This is a genomic window from Naasia sp. SYSU D00057 (genome assembly GCF_017916505.1).
GTDB lineage: Bacteria > Actinomycetota > Actinomycetes > Actinomycetales > Microbacteriaceae > Naasia.
In genome coordinates this window covers 109,991-125,187 of sequence record NZ_JAFMSZ010000003.1, presented here as the reverse complement: position 1 = coordinate 125,187, position 15,197 = coordinate 109,991, and the positions used below count along the sequence as shown (strand labels likewise).

General features: G+C 70.5%; 14 protein-coding genes and 2 tRNA genes. 10 read left to right on the top strand and 6 right to left on the bottom strand.

What is annotated here, in order from left to right; all coding sequences use genetic code 11:
* Positions 1-5: 5 nt before the first annotated feature.
* Genes J3P36_RS11080 through pknB form a run of 5 tightly spaced genes read left to right on the top strand, consistent with a single transcriptional unit; the run spans position 6 to position 7,603 of the window.
* Positions 6-1,268, top strand: a complete 1,263-nt coding sequence (locus J3P36_RS11080; protein WP_210508096.1) for a Stp1/IreP family PP2C-type Ser/Thr phosphatase — start codon at positions 6-8, stop codon at positions 1,266-1,268.
* Positions 1,265-2,650, top strand: coding sequence for an FtsW/RodA/SpoVE family cell cycle protein (locus tag J3P36_RS11075; RefSeq protein ID WP_246854627.1), 1,386 nt, complete (start codon positions 1,265-1,267; stop codon positions 2,648-2,650). Before J3P36_RS11080 ends, J3P36_RS11075 begins: the two co-directional genes overlap by 4 nt.
* Positions 2,647-4,101, top strand: coding sequence for a penicillin-binding protein 2 (locus tag J3P36_RS11070; protein ID WP_210508094.1), 1,455 nt, complete (start codon positions 2,647-2,649; stop codon positions 4,099-4,101). Before J3P36_RS11075 ends, J3P36_RS11070 begins: the two co-directional genes overlap by 4 nt.
* Complete coding sequence (locus tag J3P36_RS11065) at positions 4,098-5,870, top strand: protein kinase (RefSeq protein ID WP_210508092.1); 1,773 nt, start codon at positions 4,098-4,100, stop codon at positions 5,868-5,870. Before J3P36_RS11070 ends, J3P36_RS11065 begins: the two co-directional genes overlap by 4 nt.
* A complete protein-coding gene (gene pknB / locus J3P36_RS11060; RefSeq protein ID WP_307807056.1) occupies positions 5,867-7,603 on the top strand; it encodes a Stk1 family PASTA domain-containing Ser/Thr kinase in 1,737 nt (578 codons plus the stop codon). Before J3P36_RS11065 ends, pknB begins: the two co-directional genes overlap by 4 nt.
* 66 nt (positions 7,604-7,669) lie before the next feature.
* Here the strand turns inward: pknB and J3P36_RS11055 are convergent, their stop codons facing one another.
* On the bottom strand, positions 7,670-8,314 hold the full coding sequence (locus tag J3P36_RS11055) for an aminodeoxychorismate/anthranilate synthase component II (protein ID WP_210508090.1): 645 nt from the start codon (positions 8,312-8,314) through the stop codon (positions 7,670-7,672).
* A gap of 78 nt (positions 8,315-8,392) precedes the next feature.
* On the opposite strand from J3P36_RS11055, the gene J3P36_RS11050 reads away from it, so the two are divergent.
* A complete protein-coding gene (locus tag J3P36_RS11050; protein WP_210508088.1) occupies positions 8,393-8,632 on the top strand; it encodes a cell division protein CrgA in 240 nt (79 codons plus the stop codon).
* A 104-nt stretch (positions 8,633-8,736) separates the two neighbouring features.
* Here the strand turns inward: J3P36_RS11050 and J3P36_RS11045 are convergent, their stop codons facing one another.
* The 3 genes from J3P36_RS11045 to J3P36_RS11035 all read right to left on the bottom strand — a co-directional run bounded on the left by J3P36_RS11045 (position 8,737) and on the right by J3P36_RS11035 (position 10,958).
* Complete coding sequence (locus J3P36_RS11045; RefSeq protein WP_246854626.1) at positions 8,737-9,624, bottom strand: hypothetical protein; 888 nt, start codon at positions 9,622-9,624, stop codon at positions 8,737-8,739.
* A 102-nt stretch (positions 9,625-9,726) separates the two neighbouring features.
* Entirely contained in the window at positions 9,727-10,422 is a 696-nt protein-coding gene (locus J3P36_RS11040; protein WP_307807055.1) for a rhomboid family intramembrane serine protease, read from the bottom strand.
* Positions 10,419-10,958, bottom strand: a complete 540-nt coding sequence (locus tag J3P36_RS11035) for a peptidylprolyl isomerase (RefSeq protein WP_210508084.1) — start codon at positions 10,956-10,958, stop codon at positions 10,419-10,421. The genes J3P36_RS11040 and J3P36_RS11035 overlap by 4 nt, the downstream gene beginning before the upstream one ends.
* A 103-nt stretch (positions 10,959-11,061) precedes the next feature.
* On the opposite strand from J3P36_RS11035, the gene J3P36_RS11030 reads away from it, so the two are divergent.
* The 4 genes from J3P36_RS11030 to J3P36_RS11015 all read left to right on the top strand — a co-directional run bounded on the left by J3P36_RS11030 (position 11,062) and on the right by J3P36_RS11015 (position 14,575).
* A complete protein-coding gene (locus tag J3P36_RS11030; RefSeq protein WP_210508082.1) occupies positions 11,062-11,646 on the top strand; it encodes a hypothetical protein in 585 nt (194 codons plus the stop codon).
* 139 nt (positions 11,647-11,785) lie between these two features.
* Entirely contained in the window at positions 11,786-12,814 is a 1,029-nt protein-coding gene (locus tag J3P36_RS11025; protein WP_210508081.1) for a DUF2092 domain-containing protein, read from the top strand.
* Complete coding sequence (locus J3P36_RS11020; protein ID WP_210508080.1) at positions 12,811-13,749, top strand: ABC transporter ATP-binding protein; 939 nt, start codon at positions 12,811-12,813, stop codon at positions 13,747-13,749. Before J3P36_RS11025 ends, J3P36_RS11020 begins: the two co-directional genes overlap by 4 nt.
* A complete protein-coding gene (locus J3P36_RS11015) occupies positions 13,736-14,575 on the top strand; it encodes an ABC transporter permease (protein ID WP_210508079.1) in 840 nt (279 codons plus the stop codon). The genes J3P36_RS11020 and J3P36_RS11015 overlap by 14 nt, the downstream gene beginning before the upstream one ends.
* Positions 14,576-14,943: 368 nt before the next feature.
* Here the strand turns inward: J3P36_RS11015 and J3P36_RS11010 are convergent.
* Both J3P36_RS11010 and J3P36_RS11005 read right to left on the bottom strand, forming a co-directional pair.
* A tRNA-Ala gene (locus J3P36_RS11010) sits at positions 14,944-15,016 on the bottom strand.
* 40 nt (positions 15,017-15,056) lie between these two features.
* Positions 15,057-15,130: transfer RNA gene (locus J3P36_RS11005), tRNA-Ile, on the bottom strand.
* Between the last annotated feature and the right edge of the window lie 67 nt (positions 15,131-15,197).

Sequence of the window (15,197 nt, the reverse complement as noted above, 5' to 3'; positions counted from 1 at the left end):
CGCGGATGGTCCAGAAGACACTGGGAGCCGCGGTCTCGCACGTCGGCAAGGTGCGCTCCAACAATCAGGACTCCGGCTTCGCCGGGGCCCAGCTCTTCGTCGTCGCCGACGGGATGGGCGGCCACGCGGGCGGTGACGTCGCCTCGGCCATCGCGGTGAACCGCATCGCCGAGACCGACACCGCGCGGTACTCGTCGCCGCAGGACGCCGAGTTCGCGCTGCAGTCCGCTCTCGTCGCGGCGAACCAGCTGCTCGCCGAGACCGTCTTCGAGCACCCCGAGCTCACCGGGATGGGCACCACGGTGTCCGCGATGATCCGCGTCGGCGACAGCATGGCGATCGCCCACATCGGCGACTCGCGCATCTACCTGCTGCGGGACGGCGAGCTCTCCCAGGTCACCACCGACCACACCTTCGTCCAGCGCCTCGTCGACAGCGGCCGCATCACGCCGGAGGAGGCGCTGATCCACCCCCGCCGCTCCGTCCTGATGCGAGTGCTCGGCGACATCGACCAGGCGCCCGAGATCGACACCAGCATCGTCACGACGGTCAAGGGCGACCGCTGGCTGCTCTGCTCGGACGGCCTCAGCAGCTACGTGTCGGAGGAGCGGATCCGCTCCATCCTGGGCGACAACGCGAGCCCCTCGGACGTGGCCGACCGCCTGGTTCGCGAGGCCCTCGAGCAGGGCGCGCCGGACAACGTCACCGTGATCGTCGCCGACATCGAGCCGGAGACCCCCGAGGCGGACTCCCCCAACGCCGCGGTGACGGTCGGCAGCGCCGCGGGGCCCCTGGAGTTCGACGGCGAAGGCGGACGGCGGCTGCGCCTGCCGACCCTGCTCCTCCACCCGCTCAAGGCGACCGCGGTCGCGCGCGAGACGCACCTCGAGGCCGACGACGACTACCTCGAGAACCTGCTCGCCGAGGACCGCCGGCGTGCCCGGCGCCGCCGCATCATCTGGCTGGCCGGCGTCGGCGTCGTGCTGCTCGCCGGCGTCATCGCCGCGATCGTCGGCTACCGCTGGACGCAGGACCAGTACTACATCGGCGAATCGAACGGCCGCGTCGCCGTGTACCAGGGCGTGCAGGCCTCGATCGGCCCCTTCCCGCTCTCGTCCGTCATCCGCGACACCGACATCGAGGTGTCGGACCTGCCCGCCTACTATCAGGCGCAGGTCGAGGCGACGATCACGGCGGGCAGCGCCGACCGGGCGGACGCCATCGTCGAGAACCTCGAATCGGTCGCCAGCAGCGGGAGTGGGCGATGAGCGACACCGCCACCGGGACGATTCCCCGCGGACGCACCGAGAAGGTGCGCACGATGCGCATGCCGCGCCGGATGCGCAACCTCGAGCTCGCGCTGCTCCTCGTGGTCTGGGCGATCAACGCGTCCGCGATCGTGCTCGTCCAGCTGGGCGCGACCGGGGCGATCCAGCCCTCGCTGATCGTGCTCGTCGCCGGGCTCTCGCTGCTGACCCTCGCCGTCCACCTCGTGCTGCGCTTCACCGCGAGCGAGGCCGACCCGTTCGTGCTGCCCATCGCGACCCTGCTCAACGGGATCGGGATCGCCGGCATCTACCGGGTCGACGTCGCGTACGGCGACGAGGGCTGGGACGCCGTGGCGGTGCGCCAGATCGTCTGGACCGCGGTCGCGATCGTCTGTGCCCTCGCGGTGCTCATCCTCGTCCGCAACCACCGGGTCCTGCAGCGCTACACGTACCTCGCGATGCTCGTCGCGGTGCTGCTCCTGCTGCTGCCGATGCTGCCCGGCATCGGCCAGACCATCAACGGCGCGCGGGTCTGGATCAGCATCGGCCCGTTCTCGTTCCAACCGGGTGAGATCGCGAAGATCGCCCTCGCCGTGTTCTTCGCCGGCTACCTCGTCAGCCGCCGCGACTCGCTCTCGATGGTCGGCCGCCGCATCCTCGGCCTCCAGCTGCCGCGCGGCCGCGACCTCGGCCCGATCCTCGTCGTCTGGGCCGTCGCGATGAGCGTCATCGTGTTCCAGCGCGACCTCGGCACCGCCCTGCTCTACTTCGGCCTGTTCCTCGTGATGATCTACGTGGCGACCGGACGATTCAGCTGGATCCTGCTCGGCCTGATCCTCTTCGCGAGCGGCGCGCTCATCGCGAGCCAGACGCTCGACTACGTGAACGGCCGGCTCATGAACTGGCTCGACGCGTTCAACCCCGACATCTACAACAGCGACGGCGGCTCCTACCAGCTCGTGCAGGGGCTCTTCGGCCTCGCGAACGGCGGCCTGACCGGCACCGGGCTCGGCCAGGGGATGCCCGACGTCACGCCCGTCGCGCAGAGCGACTACATCATCGCGACGCTCGGCGAGGAGCTCGGCCTCACCGGCCTGTTCGCGATCCTCGCGCTCTACCTCCTGCTCGTCAGCCGCGGCTTCCGCATCGGCTTCGCCGGCCAGGACGACTTCGGCAAGCTGCTCGCGGTCGGCCTGTCGTTCGTGCTCGCCCTGCAGTGCTTCATCGTCATCGGCGGCGTGATGCGCGTCATCCCGCTCACCGGTCTCACCACGCCGTTCCTCGCCGCGGGAGGATCGTCCCTCGTCGCGAACTGGATCATCGCCGCCCTCCTGCTGCGCATCTCCGACAGCGTCCGCAACCAGCCGAGGCTCGTCGTATGAACCGGGAGCTCAAGCGGATCAGCATCCTGGTGGTGGTGATGTTCGGCATCCTCTTCGGGGCGACGAGCGTCATCCAGGTGTTCCAGGTCGACAACCTGCGCGCCGACAGCCGCAACGTGCGGACGCTCTACCAGAGCTACTCGGCGCAGCGCGGGTCGATCCTCGTCGACGGCCAGCCCATCGCCGAGTCGGTGCCCTCCGACGACATCTACAAGTACCAGCGCACCTATCCGGGCGGCGACCTCTACTCCTCGGTCACCGGCTACCTCACGATCGGCGGCGAGCCGACCGGCGTCGAGGGCGCGCTCAACGACGAGCTCAGCGGCACCGCCAACAGCCAGTTCTTCGACCAGATCGGCAGCATCTTCACCGGGAAGAAGCAGCAGGGCGACTCCGTCGAGCTCACGCTCGACCCGGTCGTCCAGCAGGCGGCCTACGACGCGCTCGGCGACCAGCAGGGCGCCATCGTCGCGATCGAGCCGGCCACCGGCCGCATCCTGGCCCTCGTCTCGAAGCCCGGCTTCGACCCGAACACGCTCTCGGTGCACGACGGCGCGGCCGCCGAGCAGGCGTATCAATCCCTCATCGACGACCCGGTCCAGCCGCTGGCCAACCGCGCCATCGGCGGCACGCTCAACCCGCCCGGGTCGACGTTCAAGCTGATCGTCTCGGCCGCGGCCCTCGAGAGCGGCCAGTTCACGCCCGACTCCGAGTTCCCAAACCCTGTCAGCTTCCCGCTGCCCGGCAGCACCGCGACCGTCACGAACGCGGGCGGCGACGCGTGCGGTCCGGGCGAGACGGCGACGCTCGCGACCGGCCTCCGCCTGTCCTGCAACACGATCTTCGCGGAGGTCGGCCTGCAGCTCGGCGAGGAGCGGATCGCGGACATGGCGACCGGGTTCGGCTTCGGCAAGGACCTCAGCATCCCGATGCGGGTGACGCCGAGCAGCTACCCGCGCGGCCTCGACGACGCGCAGCTCGCGCTGTCCGCATTCGGGCAGTACGAGGACCGCGCGACCCCCCTCCAGATGGCCATGGTGTCGGCGGGCATCGCGAACGGCGGCACGGTCATGAAGCCGACGCTGATCGACCAGATCCTGTCGCCCGACCTCACCGTCGAGCAGGAGTTCCAGGCCGAGGAGTTCTCGACTCCGATCAGTGGTAACACCTCTGCAACGTTGACTCAGATGATGGTCCAGAACGTCGAGAACGGCGCGGGCAGCAATGCAAGAATGGACGGAATCAGCGTGGCCGGTAAGACGGGAACTGCGCAGAACGGCGGAGACGATCCGTACACCCTGTGGTTCACCGGCTTCGCGCCGGCGGACAACCCGGAGGTCGCCGTCGCGGTCGTGGTTGAGAACGGGGGCGGGCTCGGTCAGACCGGATTCGGGAATCTGGTCGCCGCGCCCATCGCGAGGCAGGTGTTTGAGGCGGTGCTGAATCGATGAGGCCTGTGAGCGGCCTGACCTTCGGCGGGCGCTACCAGCTCTCGAGCCGTGTGGCCATCGGCGGCATGGGCGAGGTGTGGGAGGCGACCGACCTCGTCATCGGGCGCACTGTCGCCATCAAGATCCTGAAGGACGAGTACCTCGGCGACCCGGGGTTCCTCGAGCGATTCCGCGCCGAGGCCCGGCACGCGGCCCTCGTCAACCACGAGGGCATCGCCAACGTCTACGACTACGGCGAGGAGGAGGGCAGCGCCTTCCTCGTGATGGAGCTGGTGCCCGGTGAGGCGCTCTCCTCCATCCTCGAGCGCGAGCACGTGCTGCCCACGGACAGGGTGCTCGACATCGTCGCGCAGACCGCGTCGGCACTGCAGGCCGCGCACGCCGCGGGCCTCGTGCACCGCGACATCAAGCCGGGCAACCTCCTCATCACCCCGGACGGCCGCGTCAAGATCACCGACTTCGGCATCGCCCGCATCGCCGACCAGGTGCCGCTGACCGCCACCGGCCAGGTGATGGGCACCGTCCAGTACCTGTCCCCGGAACAGGCGAGCGGCCACCCCGCCTCGCCCGCCACGGACATCTACTCCCTCGGCATCGTGGCCTACGAGGCCCTCGCCGGCCGTCGCCCCTTCACGGGCGAGTCGCAGGTCGCGATCGCGATGGCCCAGATCAACGAGACACCGCCGGACCTGCCGCCCACCGTGCCGCCGCCCGTCCGCAACCTCGTGATGGCGTGCATCGCGAAGAGCCCGTCGGATCGCCCCGCATCCGCCGCCAACCTCGCCCGCGCCGCACAGGCGCTGCGCCGGGGTGACGTGGCCGCCGCCGCGGCCGCCGTTCCCGGCATCCTTCCGCACGGTGCTTCGCTGCCCCCGACGGAGGCCGCGACCCAGCTGCTGCCCGCCGCCGGCGCGGGAGCCGCGACCTCGGCCGCCACGACGATCCTGCCCGCCGGTGCTCTGGGCGCTGGCGCGGCCGGTGCGGTCGGCGCCTCGACGGCGACCGACGAGCTGGAGGACGAGGAGCCGCACAAGCGCAGCCCGTGGACGATCCCGCTCATCGTGCTCGTCTCGATCCTGGTGATCGCGTTCATCGCCATGCTGATCGGGCTCCTGAGCAACCCGCGAGGAGCAGCGGACCCCTCGTCCGCCCCGCCCACTTCGGCGACGCCGTCCGCGTCGGCCACCCCGACACCGTCGGCCACCCCGACGAGCAACACGGTCGTGGTCGACCGAGCCGCGTTCATCGACCGGCCGGTCGACGAGGTGCAGGCCGAGCTCGAGGGCCTCGGGCTGAGCGTCACGCTTCGCGAGGGCAACGCGGCGTCCAACGAGGATCAGGTCGGCCTCGTCTCGGACGTCAACCCGTCGGGCAACGTCACCAAGGGCACCGCCGTCACCGTGACGTACTACGGCGAGATGGCCGATATCCCGGCGCCCGCGACGGCACGGTCGAGCTCCGCCACGGTGAACGTCGGCGATCCGGTGACGATCAGCTGGGACCGCTACGGCGCGTGCCCCGCCGGCACCTCTCTCAGCGGCTACACCGTGAACGTGTCGGGCGGCGGCCTGAACGAGGCGAGCCAGGCCAACGCGGGATCCACGAGTCTCCAGGTCACGCCCAGCCAGGCGGGAACCGTCACGGTCAACTACGTCGCCTACTGCGGCGATCGGGCGTCCGCACCGTCGGGCAATCTGACCTTCGAGGCCGTCGCGCCCGAGCCCGAGCCCGAGCCCGAGCCCACCCCCACACCGGAACCGACGCAGTGACCACCTCCACCGGCCCCACCGCCCGCCCCCAGCCGGACACGCGCCGGATGCTCGCCGGGCGCTACCAGCTCGGCTCGCTCCTCGGTCGCGGCGGCATGGCCGACGTGTACCTGGGCACGGACAACCGGCTCGGCCGCACGGTCGCGATAAAGCTGCTGAAGTCGTCGCTCGCGAACGACCCCGCCTTCCGCACCCGCTTCCGCCAGGAGGCGCAGTCGGCCGCGCGGATGGCGCACCCGACGATCGTCCGCGTCTTCGACGCCGGTGAGGAGATGGTGCGGGACGCGCACGGCGTCGAGAGCGCCCAGCCGTTCATCGTCATGGAGTACGTCGACGGCAAGCTCCTCAAGGACATCATCGCGATGGGGCCGCTCGAGCCGGCCGAGGCCGTGCACATCATCGACGGCATCCTCACCGCCCTCGAGTACTCCCACCGCGCCGGCGTCGTGCACCGCGACATCAAGCCGGGCAACATCATGATCACCCGCACCGGCCAGGTGAAGGTGATGGACTTCGGCATCGCCCGCGCGATCTCGGACTCCTCCGCGACGGTCGCGCAGACCACCGCCATCCTCGGCACCGCGCAGTACTTCTCGCCCGAGCAGGCCCGCGGCGAGACCGTCGACGCCCGTACGGACCTGTACTCGACGGGTGTCGTGCTGTTCGAGATGCTCGCCGGCCGCGCCCCGTTCCGCGGGGACACGCCGGTCGCGGTCGCCTACCAGCACGTCAGCGAGGCGCCGCCGAGCCCGAGCTCGTTCAACGCGAAGGTCTCGAAGGCCCTCGACGCCGTGACGCTCCGCGCTCTCTCGAAGGACAAGGCGGAGCGCTACCAGAGCGCGGCCGAGTTCCGCGACGACGTGCACGCGGCCGCCGCCGGCACGATGCCGACGCGGCGTCTGCCCGCTCAGGAGCCGAAGACCGACCTCTTCGCGGACACCGGCGACCCGCTCGCCGACAACCCCGCGCTCAAGCAGCTCGCCGCGGACGACGACACGCTGGTTCGGACACAGACGCGCCCGCCCGCGGTGTGGATCTGGGCGGGCATCGTCAGCGTCGCCGTCATCGTCATCGCGGTCGTCATCTGGGTGTTCACCCTGACGCCGAGCTCATCGCTGACCACCGATCTGTCCCGGAAGGTGCCGGATCTCGCCGGTCGGGCCTACGACGACGCGGCAGCATCGCTGCGCGACATGGACCTCGCTCCCGTGCGGCACAGCGAGCCGAGCAACATCTACGCCGCGGATCAGGTGATCCGCACGGAGCCCGAGCCGGGCACCGTCGTGGCGCCCGACACCAAGATCGACATCTGGGTGTCGAGCGGGCCCACCCAGTCGGCCGTGCCGAACGTGGTCGGCCTGTCGCAGAGCGCCGCGCAGGACCTCGTCACGCAGTCCAAGTTCATCGTGGGCACGATCACCCGCGAGCACTCCCCCACGGTCCCCGAGGGCGCCGTCCTGCGTGCGGATCCCGCCGTCGGCACCCAGATCGCCGAGGGCGCCACGGTGAACCTCGTCGTCTCCGACGGACTCGTCGAGATGCCCGACGTGCGGAACCTCACGGTCACCGACGCCCGCGGCCTGCTCGAGGGACCGGAGCTGCTGCTGCGGGTGAGCGTGGAGTCGACCACGAACTGCGGCGAGGCGTCCGACAAGGTCGTGGCGCAGTCGCTGGCCCCGGGAACGGTGCCGCAGGGGTCCGAGGTCACGATCACCTACTGCGACGCGCGCTGACGCCGGCGGCCGCACGCGCGGGCACCGCCGCCAGGCGGTCCGCGGGACGGCGATCGCCCCTCCTGATCAGCCGCGGTGTGCGGTGAGCAGGGGGTTGAGGCTCCTCGCGCGCTCCGGCGCCTCGGCCAGCCCGACCACGCCCAGCCAGTTGCCGAGCATGCGGTAGCCGCCCTCGGTGAGGACGGACTCCGGGTGGAACTGCACGCCGAAGACGGGCGCCTCCACGTGGCGGAGGCCCATGATCACCCCGCCGACGGTGCGGGACGTGACGACGAGCTCATCAGGCACGGTGCCGTCGACGACGGCCAGCGAGTGGTATCGCGTGGCGGTGAACGGCTGGGGCACGCCAGCGTAGAAGGAGCTGCCGTCGTGCTCGATGGACGACGTCTTGCCGTGCATGAGCTCCTCGGCGTTCGTCACCACGGCGCCCCGAGCCTCGGCGATCGCCTGGTGCCCGAGGCAGACGCCGAGCAGCGGCTTCTCGAGCTCGAGCGCGACCCCGACCGCCGCCACGGAGACGCCCGCGTCGACCGGCTTGCCAGGCCCGGGCGAGATGAGGACGCCGTCGTACTCGGCGAACCGGTCCTTCAGCTCGCCCTCCGCGATGCCGTCGTTGCGCACCACGTCGGTCTCCGCGCCCAGCTGCTTCAGGTAGCCGTCGAGCGTGTAGACGAAGCTGTCGTAGTTGTCGATCACGAGAATCCGGGTCATGGCCCGTACAGTCTCGCATCTGCGGGGCGCCCCGGAGCCTCACAGGAGGGACCGGACCCCTTTGCTAGACTCCTCCGCATGGCACGACCCCGCGTCCGAGACGAGCTGCGCACCGACGAGCGCAGCAGCGCTGAGGCACCGAACCCCGTCTGGTTCAAGCCGGTGATGTTCGGCTTCATGCTGATCGGCCTCGCCTGGATCATCGTGTTCTACGTCAGCCAGGGCACGCTGCCGATCCCGGATCTGCAGAGCTGGAACATCCTCATCGGGTTCGGCATCGCTTTCATCGGCTTCCTGATGACCACCCGCTGGCGCTGATTCCCCCCAACCGGTGATCGAAGAGCCCGCGCAGCGGGCGTCTCGACATCACGCCACCCCGCCTTTCTAGGCGACCACGCAGGCCTGAGGCCCGAGTAAGCGCCTCAGCTGGCCCCGAGTTGGTGCACCCAGTGCGCGAGGAACCGCGCTCCCGCCTCGTCGTGGATCGCGTCCCCGATCGTGATCACCTGGTAGGGCCGGTCGAGAACGCCGTCGCTCGGCCGCACGTCGACGTGGGCGACCTCGAAGCCCGCCCCGTGCAGGTAGTCGGCCATCTTGTAGTCGCTGCGGGAGTCCCCGATGGTCCGCCAGCGCCGCGGCAGCTCGCCGAGCCCGGCGAAGTAGCGGAGAGCGCGCTCGGCACCGCGGTCCTTGTCGAGCAGGATCGACTCGAGGTCGGTGCTGATGATCGTCGGGTCGATGCGGAACGGCACCTCGCCCGCGGCGTCGGGGGCCTCACGGTCGCCGTAGCGGATCCCGATGCCGGCGCCGACGGCGAGCTCGAAGACCTCGTCGTTGAAGGGTCCCTGCGCCGCGTGATACCGGTCCGAGTCCACGTCGGTGCGCTGCTCGACCGAGACCATCGCGCGCTTCGTGTCGTCGAAGAACATGGTGTCCGAGTACCTCCGCGCGACGAGCTCGCGGACGGCGTCGACGACCGGCTGCGGCAGCGCCACAGCCGAGTCGACGGCGAGCTCCCCCAGGCCGGCGGCCGTGATGGGGGCCTCGACCGCGCCCTTCTCGAACACTCCGAACATGCGTGCCTCGCCCGACGCGAGCACGTCCTCGAGGCCGGCATCGCGCAGGGGGCCGAGCAGCTGCTCGCGTACGAACGCGTCCGAGCGTCCGGTGATGAAGGCGATGGGAACCCCCGCCCGCGTCAGCGCGACGAGATCGGCGAGGATCTCGGGGATCGCCACGGTGCGGGTGATCGGGCTCGCGAGGGGGCCGTCCACATCGAAGAGCAGGCCGAGATCGGTCACGGGGGTCATCCTCTCCCCCGACGAGGGGTACACGGAGCCGAATATCGGCTGGTCACTCGGCAATTACACGGGTGTAGTTCTGCACAGTGTGAATCCACATGTGGATAACTGCTAGCCCAGAATGGCGGGCGCGATCCCCGCCAGGGTCAGGCCGGCGCCCACTCCTATGAGCAGACCGGTCTGTAGCCTCTGCTGGTTCCGGCGCCGCGTCTGCACCAGCACGAAGGCGACGAGCGCGCCGGCCAGCAGTCCGCCGACATGGGCCTGCCAGGAGATCGTGCGGAAGAACAGCCCGATGCCGAGATTCAGGGCGATCAGGATCACGAGGCCCGCCGTGTTGGCGCCGAGCTTGCGCGCGATGATGAAGAACGCGCCGAGCAGGCCGAAGACGGCACCGGAGGCGCCGACGACCGCCTGCGCCGGATCGTTCCACTTCAGGTACAGCACCGCCACGGAGCCGCCGAGAGCCGACAGCAGGTAGATGGCGAGGAAGCGCCACTTCCCGACCGCCGACTCCAGCTGCTGCCCGAACATCCACAGTGCGAGCATGTTGAACGCGATGTGCAGGATCACGCTCGGCGAATGCACGAAGGCGACGGTGATGAGCCGCCACGGCTCGAAGGGGAACCCCGTCTCCGGTCGGGAGTACACCGGGGCGTAGAGGAGGGCGTCCGTCACCGCGCTCGAGAGCAGCTGCAGGAGGAAGACCAGCAGCGTGACGGTGATGAGCACGTACGTGACCGACGGCGCGATCGTGGAGCGCAGGCGCCGCCAGGTCCTGCCGCGCGAGCCGCCGAGGAAGCTCACCGCTCGCTGACGGTGACGCCCGTGAGCACCTGCTCCTCGACGGGACGGTCGCGGGCGTCCGTGCGGACGGCGCCGAGCTTGTCCACGACGGCGCGCGACTCGTCGTCGGCGACGACGCCGAAGATGGTGTGGGCGCCCTGCAGCCACGTCGTGGCGCCGGTGGTGATGAAGAACTGGGAGCCGTTGGTGCCGCGGCCGCCGCGCTTGCCGGCGTTCGCCATCGCGAGCACGTAGGGCTCGGTGAAGTCGAGGTCCGGCGAGATCTCGTCGTCGAACTCGTAGCCGGGGCCGCCCATGCCGGTGCCGGTCGGGTCGCCGCCCTGAATCATGAAGCCGGGGATGATGCGGTGGAAGACGACGTCCGTGTAGAGGGGGCCGTCGCCGCGCTTGCCGGTCCGCGGGTCGGTCCACTCGGTCTCGCCGGTCGCGAGGCCGATGAAGTTGCGCACCGTCTTCGGCGCCTGGTTCCCGAACAGGTTCACTCGGATGTCGCCCTGAGTGGTGTGGAGAGTGGCTACCGCGGTGTGCTGAATCATGCCTATAGCCTAATCCGCCCGCAAAAACTCCCCAGGGCGCTCCCAGCGCTCTGGGTGGCAAGATGGAGAAACCCCGCGAGCGAACCCATTTTGGAGGCAGGACATGGAGCTCTCCCGTAAGCGCAAGAAGGAACTGGCTCGTCTCCGCAGCAGTGCGGAGAAGCTGTGGCAGGAGCAGCAGGAGGTGCTCGAGCACGCCTCCGCCGTGGCCCGGCAGGCCCGCGTCCAGGCCAACCTTCTGAGCCAGGAGCATGTCGTTCCCCGGGTGCTGACCACGTACGAGTCCCGGTTCAAGCCCACCGTCGACAGGAGCGTCGTCTTCGCGAACCAGGCCCGCGGCAAGGTCATCACCGATGTGCTGCCGCTGCTGAGCGGCGTCGGAGCCTCCGCCCTGTCGGTGCTGCAGCTCTCGAAGGGCCTGGCGTCGCGCGTCGACACCGCCGCCCTGGCAGAGCGGGCGAAGGCGTTCTCCGCCTCGTTCCGCAAGCCGGAGCCGGTTCCCGTGAAGACCGGCCCGGGTGCCGGCACCTACGCCCTCATCGGCGTCGGCGCCCTCGCCCTGTCCGGTGTCGCCTACGCCGCATGGCAGACGTTCCGGGCGGACGACGATCTGTGGATCGCCGACGACGAGCCCGAGGCGACCGGCAGCACCAACCCGACGGACGTCCCGAAGACGCCCACCGCCTGAGCGGATCGCACACTCCGAAGGGCCCCGGCATCCGCCGGGGCCCTTCGTGTTTCCCGTGGAACATCGCCGCGAACTTGGTGTGCAAACGCCCGGACGCTCAGCCGGCGGGCGTAGCATCCCCTCGAGAGCGAGGTACCCGATGAACAAGCTTTCGCGCTGGCTTCCCGCGGCCGCCGTACCGATCGTGGTGGTCGCCGGCGCCGTCGCGCTCCCCGCGATGTCCGCAGCCGGAGACGTGCCGGACCGGAGGCCGGAGGAGGTGCTCGACCTCATCGCGTCGAGCGCGGGCGTGGCGTTCTCGGGAACCGTCGAGCAGACGTCCGAGCTGGGGCTGCCCGAGCTGCCCGAGTCCGACATGAAGGGCTACGGCTCCTCCGACGAGTCCGCCGTGGTGGAGTTCCTCACCGGCGACCACTCGGCACGCGTCTTCTCCGACGGCGCCGAAGGACAGCGCGTGCAGCTGCTCGACCGGCTCGCCGAGCGCGACCTCATCCGCAACGGCAGCGAGGTGTGGGCGTACGACTCCAAGCGCGACGAGGCGATCCACGCGGTGCTGCCGGAGGATGCGGAGTGGTCCGCGCCGGCCACTCCCCCGGACCTGGCCGAGGCTCTGCTCGCGAAGATCGATCCGACGACGGCCGTCTCCGTCGAGTCGGGCAACCGGGTCGCCGGACGCGAGGTCTACGACCTCATCCTGACCCCGCGCACCGAGGAGAGCCTCGTCGCGGAGATCGAGCTCTCGGTCGATGCCGACACCGGCCTCCCGCTGCGGGTCGAGGTCGACTCGACGGACGGCACCGACGACGCGGTGTCGGTCGGCTTCCGCGAGATCGACTACGACACCCCGTCCCCCGACCTCTTCACCTTCACCCCCGCCGAGGGCACGGTCGTGCACGAGAAGCAGCCGACGCCCGGCGTGGCCCCCGCCATGCCGGAACCCCCGGAGCCGGTGGTCACCGGCGAGGGCTGGGCGAGCGTCGTCGAGCTGCCCGGCGACGTGCTGGCCTCGGCTGATCCGGAGCAGGCGGCGCTCTTCGAGCAGCTGACCGTGGCAGTACCGGAGGGCCGGGTGCTGTCGACCTCACTCGTCTCCGTGCTCTTCACCTCGGACGGGCGAGTTCTCGCGGGGGCGGTCCCCGTGGAGACCCTGCAGGCCGCCGCCCGGTGACGGCGGCCGACCCGGCCATCCGCACCAGCGGACTCGGGAAGACCTTCGGACGGCGCCGCGCGGTCGACGCCCTCGATCTGCACGTTCCCCGCGGCGCGCTCTTCGGCTTCCTGGGGCCGAACGGATCGGGCAAGACGACGACGATCCGGATGCTGCTCGGCCTCGCCACTCCGACCGCCGGTGATATCGCGATGCTCGGCGAGCCGATGCCGCGCGCGCTGTCGTCGGTGCTCCCCCGCGTGGGGGCGCTCGTGGAGGGTCCCGCGTTCGCCCCGTTCCTGTCCGGCCGGGCCAATCTGCGCCGCTACGACGCCGCCGACGGAGCCTCGTCGCCCTCCACCCGGCACGCGCGGGTCGAGGCCGCGCTGGAGCGGGTCGGGCTGAGCAACGCGGCCGAGAAGAAGGTCGGGGCCTACTCGCTCGGCATGAAGCAGCGGCTCGGGATCGCGAACGCGCTGCTCCGGCCGCGGGAACTGCTGATCCTCGACGAGCCGACCAACGGCCTCGACCCGCAGGGCACGCGTGAGATCCGGACGCTGCTGCGCTCCCTCGCCGCGGAGGGGACGACGATCTTCGTGTCCAGCCACCTGCTGACCGAGGTCGAGCAGCTCTGCACCCACGCCGCGGTGATGAGCTCCGGTCGCCTGGTGGCGCAGGGGCCCCTCGACGAGCTGCGCCGGCACGGCTCGGCGCGCATCCGAGTGCTCACACCGGACGCTCCGACGGCCCGGGAGGTGCTCGCGCGGATCGGCCTGTCGCCGCTCAGCGAGGCGACGGACGTCGTCGCACCTCTGCCCGACAGCGTCGCGCCGGAGACGGTGACGGAGGCCCTCGTGAAGGCCGGTGTCCGCGTGCGCGGCATCGGCGTCGAGGGCGAGTCGCTCGAGGAGCGCTTCGTGGCGCTCACCGGTGAGGGCTTCGATGTCGCAGGCTGAGACGACGGGCACGCGCGTCCGTCCGCTCGCGCTGCTCGGCTCGGAGCTGGGGCTCCTCTTCCGCCGGCGCCGCACCTGGGCGATGCTCGCTGCCCTGGCGCTCGTGCCCGTCCTCATCGGCGTCGCGGTGCGCTTCCGGCCCAACGCCGAGAGCGGCCCGCCGTTCCTCACGGCGATCAGCGAGAACGGCCTGTTCGTGTCGTTCACCGCGCTCACGGTGTCGGTGCCCCTGTTCCTGCCGCTCACCGTCGGAGTGGTGGCGGGCGACACGATCGCCGGGGAGGCGAGCCTCGGCACCCTCCGCTACCTGCTGGTCGCTCCGACGACCCGCGTGCGCGTGCTGCTCGTGAAGTACGCGGCCGCGGCGGTGTTCGCGATCGCGGCACCGCTCGTCGTGCTGCTCGCGGGCATCGCCGTCGGGGCGCTGCTGTTCCCCATCCGCGACGTCACGCTGCTGTCCGGGGTGACGGTGGATGCCGGCGGCTTCGCGGTCCGCTGTGCCCTGCTCGTCGTCTATGTCGCCGTGTCGCTGCTGGGGCTGAGTGCGATCGGGCTGTTCCTGTCGACCCTGACCACGGTTCCGGTCGGGGCGATGGCGGCGACGATCGTCCTCGCCGCGGCATCCCAGATCCTCGACTCGCTTCCCCAGCTGGACTGGCTGCACCCGTGGCTGTTCAGCCACTGGTGGTTCGGCTTCGCCGACTTCCTGCGCGAGCCGATCGTCTGGGACTCGTTCCAGAGCAACGCCCTGCTGCAGCTCGGCTACGTGGCCCTCTTCGGCGCTCTCGCCTACGGCCGCCTCTCGACGAAGGACATCCTCACCTGACCCGTCCGGCGCCCGGCGGAAGAGCTGAGTTCCGAGAGATGTCGGGATTCCGAGACGCCCGCTTCGCAGGCTCGTCAATCACCGGAAGGTGCGCATCGAAACCCGCGAGGCCCGCGCGACATGCGCTGGGTCGGGAGGCCGGGCCGCCGCGTCGGGCCGGCCGGACTGCCCACGACGCGCGCCGCAGCAGCGGCGGCGGGCCGAACTAGCACTGTGGAGACGAGGGGAATCGATCCCCGGGCACGGCCGTCACGCCGCTGCGCGGCGCGCCGGAACCGGCGCCGGGGGCCCACCCAGCGTCGGGTTTGCTCATCCCACGCCGTCAGAACGACCGAAGGCGCCGTCCTGACGGACGGCGCCTTCGCTCGTGGAGACGAGGGGAATCGAACCCCTAACCCCCTGCTTGCAAAGCAGGTGCTCTGCCAATTGAGCTACGTCCCCGAGACGGGGTCGGGATCGGGTTCGTTCCCGAAGTCTTGCGTGGGGCTACCAGGACTTGAACCTGGGACCTCTTCGTTATCAGCGAAGCGCTCTAACCGCCTGAGCTATAGCCCCGTTTTCGGCCTGATCGACATTACCGCATGCAGGCCGGTACGGCGAATCGAGCCGGGCGCCGCGGGCG

Coding starts and splice junctions, on each gene's coding strand:
- J3P36_RS11070 (WP_210508094.1), top strand. CDS start 2,647: ATGAACCGGGAGCTCAAGCGGATCAGCATCCTGGTGGTGGTGATGTTC.
- J3P36_RS11015 (WP_210508079.1), top strand. CDS start 13,736: ATGTCGCAGGCTGAGACGACGGGCACGCGCGTCCGTCCGCTCGCGCTG.
- J3P36_RS11080 (WP_210508096.1), top strand. CDS start 6: ATGGTCCAGAAGACACTGGGAGCCGCGGTCTCGCACGTCGGCAAGGTG.
- J3P36_RS11050 (WP_210508088.1), top strand. CDS start 8,393: ATGGCACGACCCCGCGTCCGAGACGAGCTGCGCACCGACGAGCGCAGC.
- J3P36_RS11075 (WP_246854627.1), top strand. CDS start 1,265: ATGAGCGACACCGCCACCGGGACGATTCCCCGCGGACGCACCGAGAAG.
- J3P36_RS11035 (WP_210508084.1), bottom strand. CDS start 10,958: ATGATTCAGCACACCGCGGTAGCCACTCTCCACACCACTCAGGGCGAC.
- J3P36_RS11025 (WP_210508081.1), top strand. CDS start 11,786: ATGAACAAGCTTTCGCGCTGGCTTCCCGCGGCCGCCGTACCGATCGTG.
- J3P36_RS11065 (WP_210508092.1), top strand. CDS start 4,098: ATGAGGCCTGTGAGCGGCCTGACCTTCGGCGGGCGCTACCAGCTCTCG.
- J3P36_RS11055 (WP_210508090.1), bottom strand. CDS start 8,314: ATGACCCGGATTCTCGTGATCGACAACTACGACAGCTTCGTCTACACG.
- J3P36_RS11045 (WP_246854626.1), bottom strand. CDS start 9,624: ATGACCCCCGTGACCGATCTCGGCCTGCTCTTCGATGTGGACGGCCCC.
- J3P36_RS11030 (WP_210508082.1), top strand. CDS start 11,062: ATGGAGCTCTCCCGTAAGCGCAAGAAGGAACTGGCTCGTCTCCGCAGC.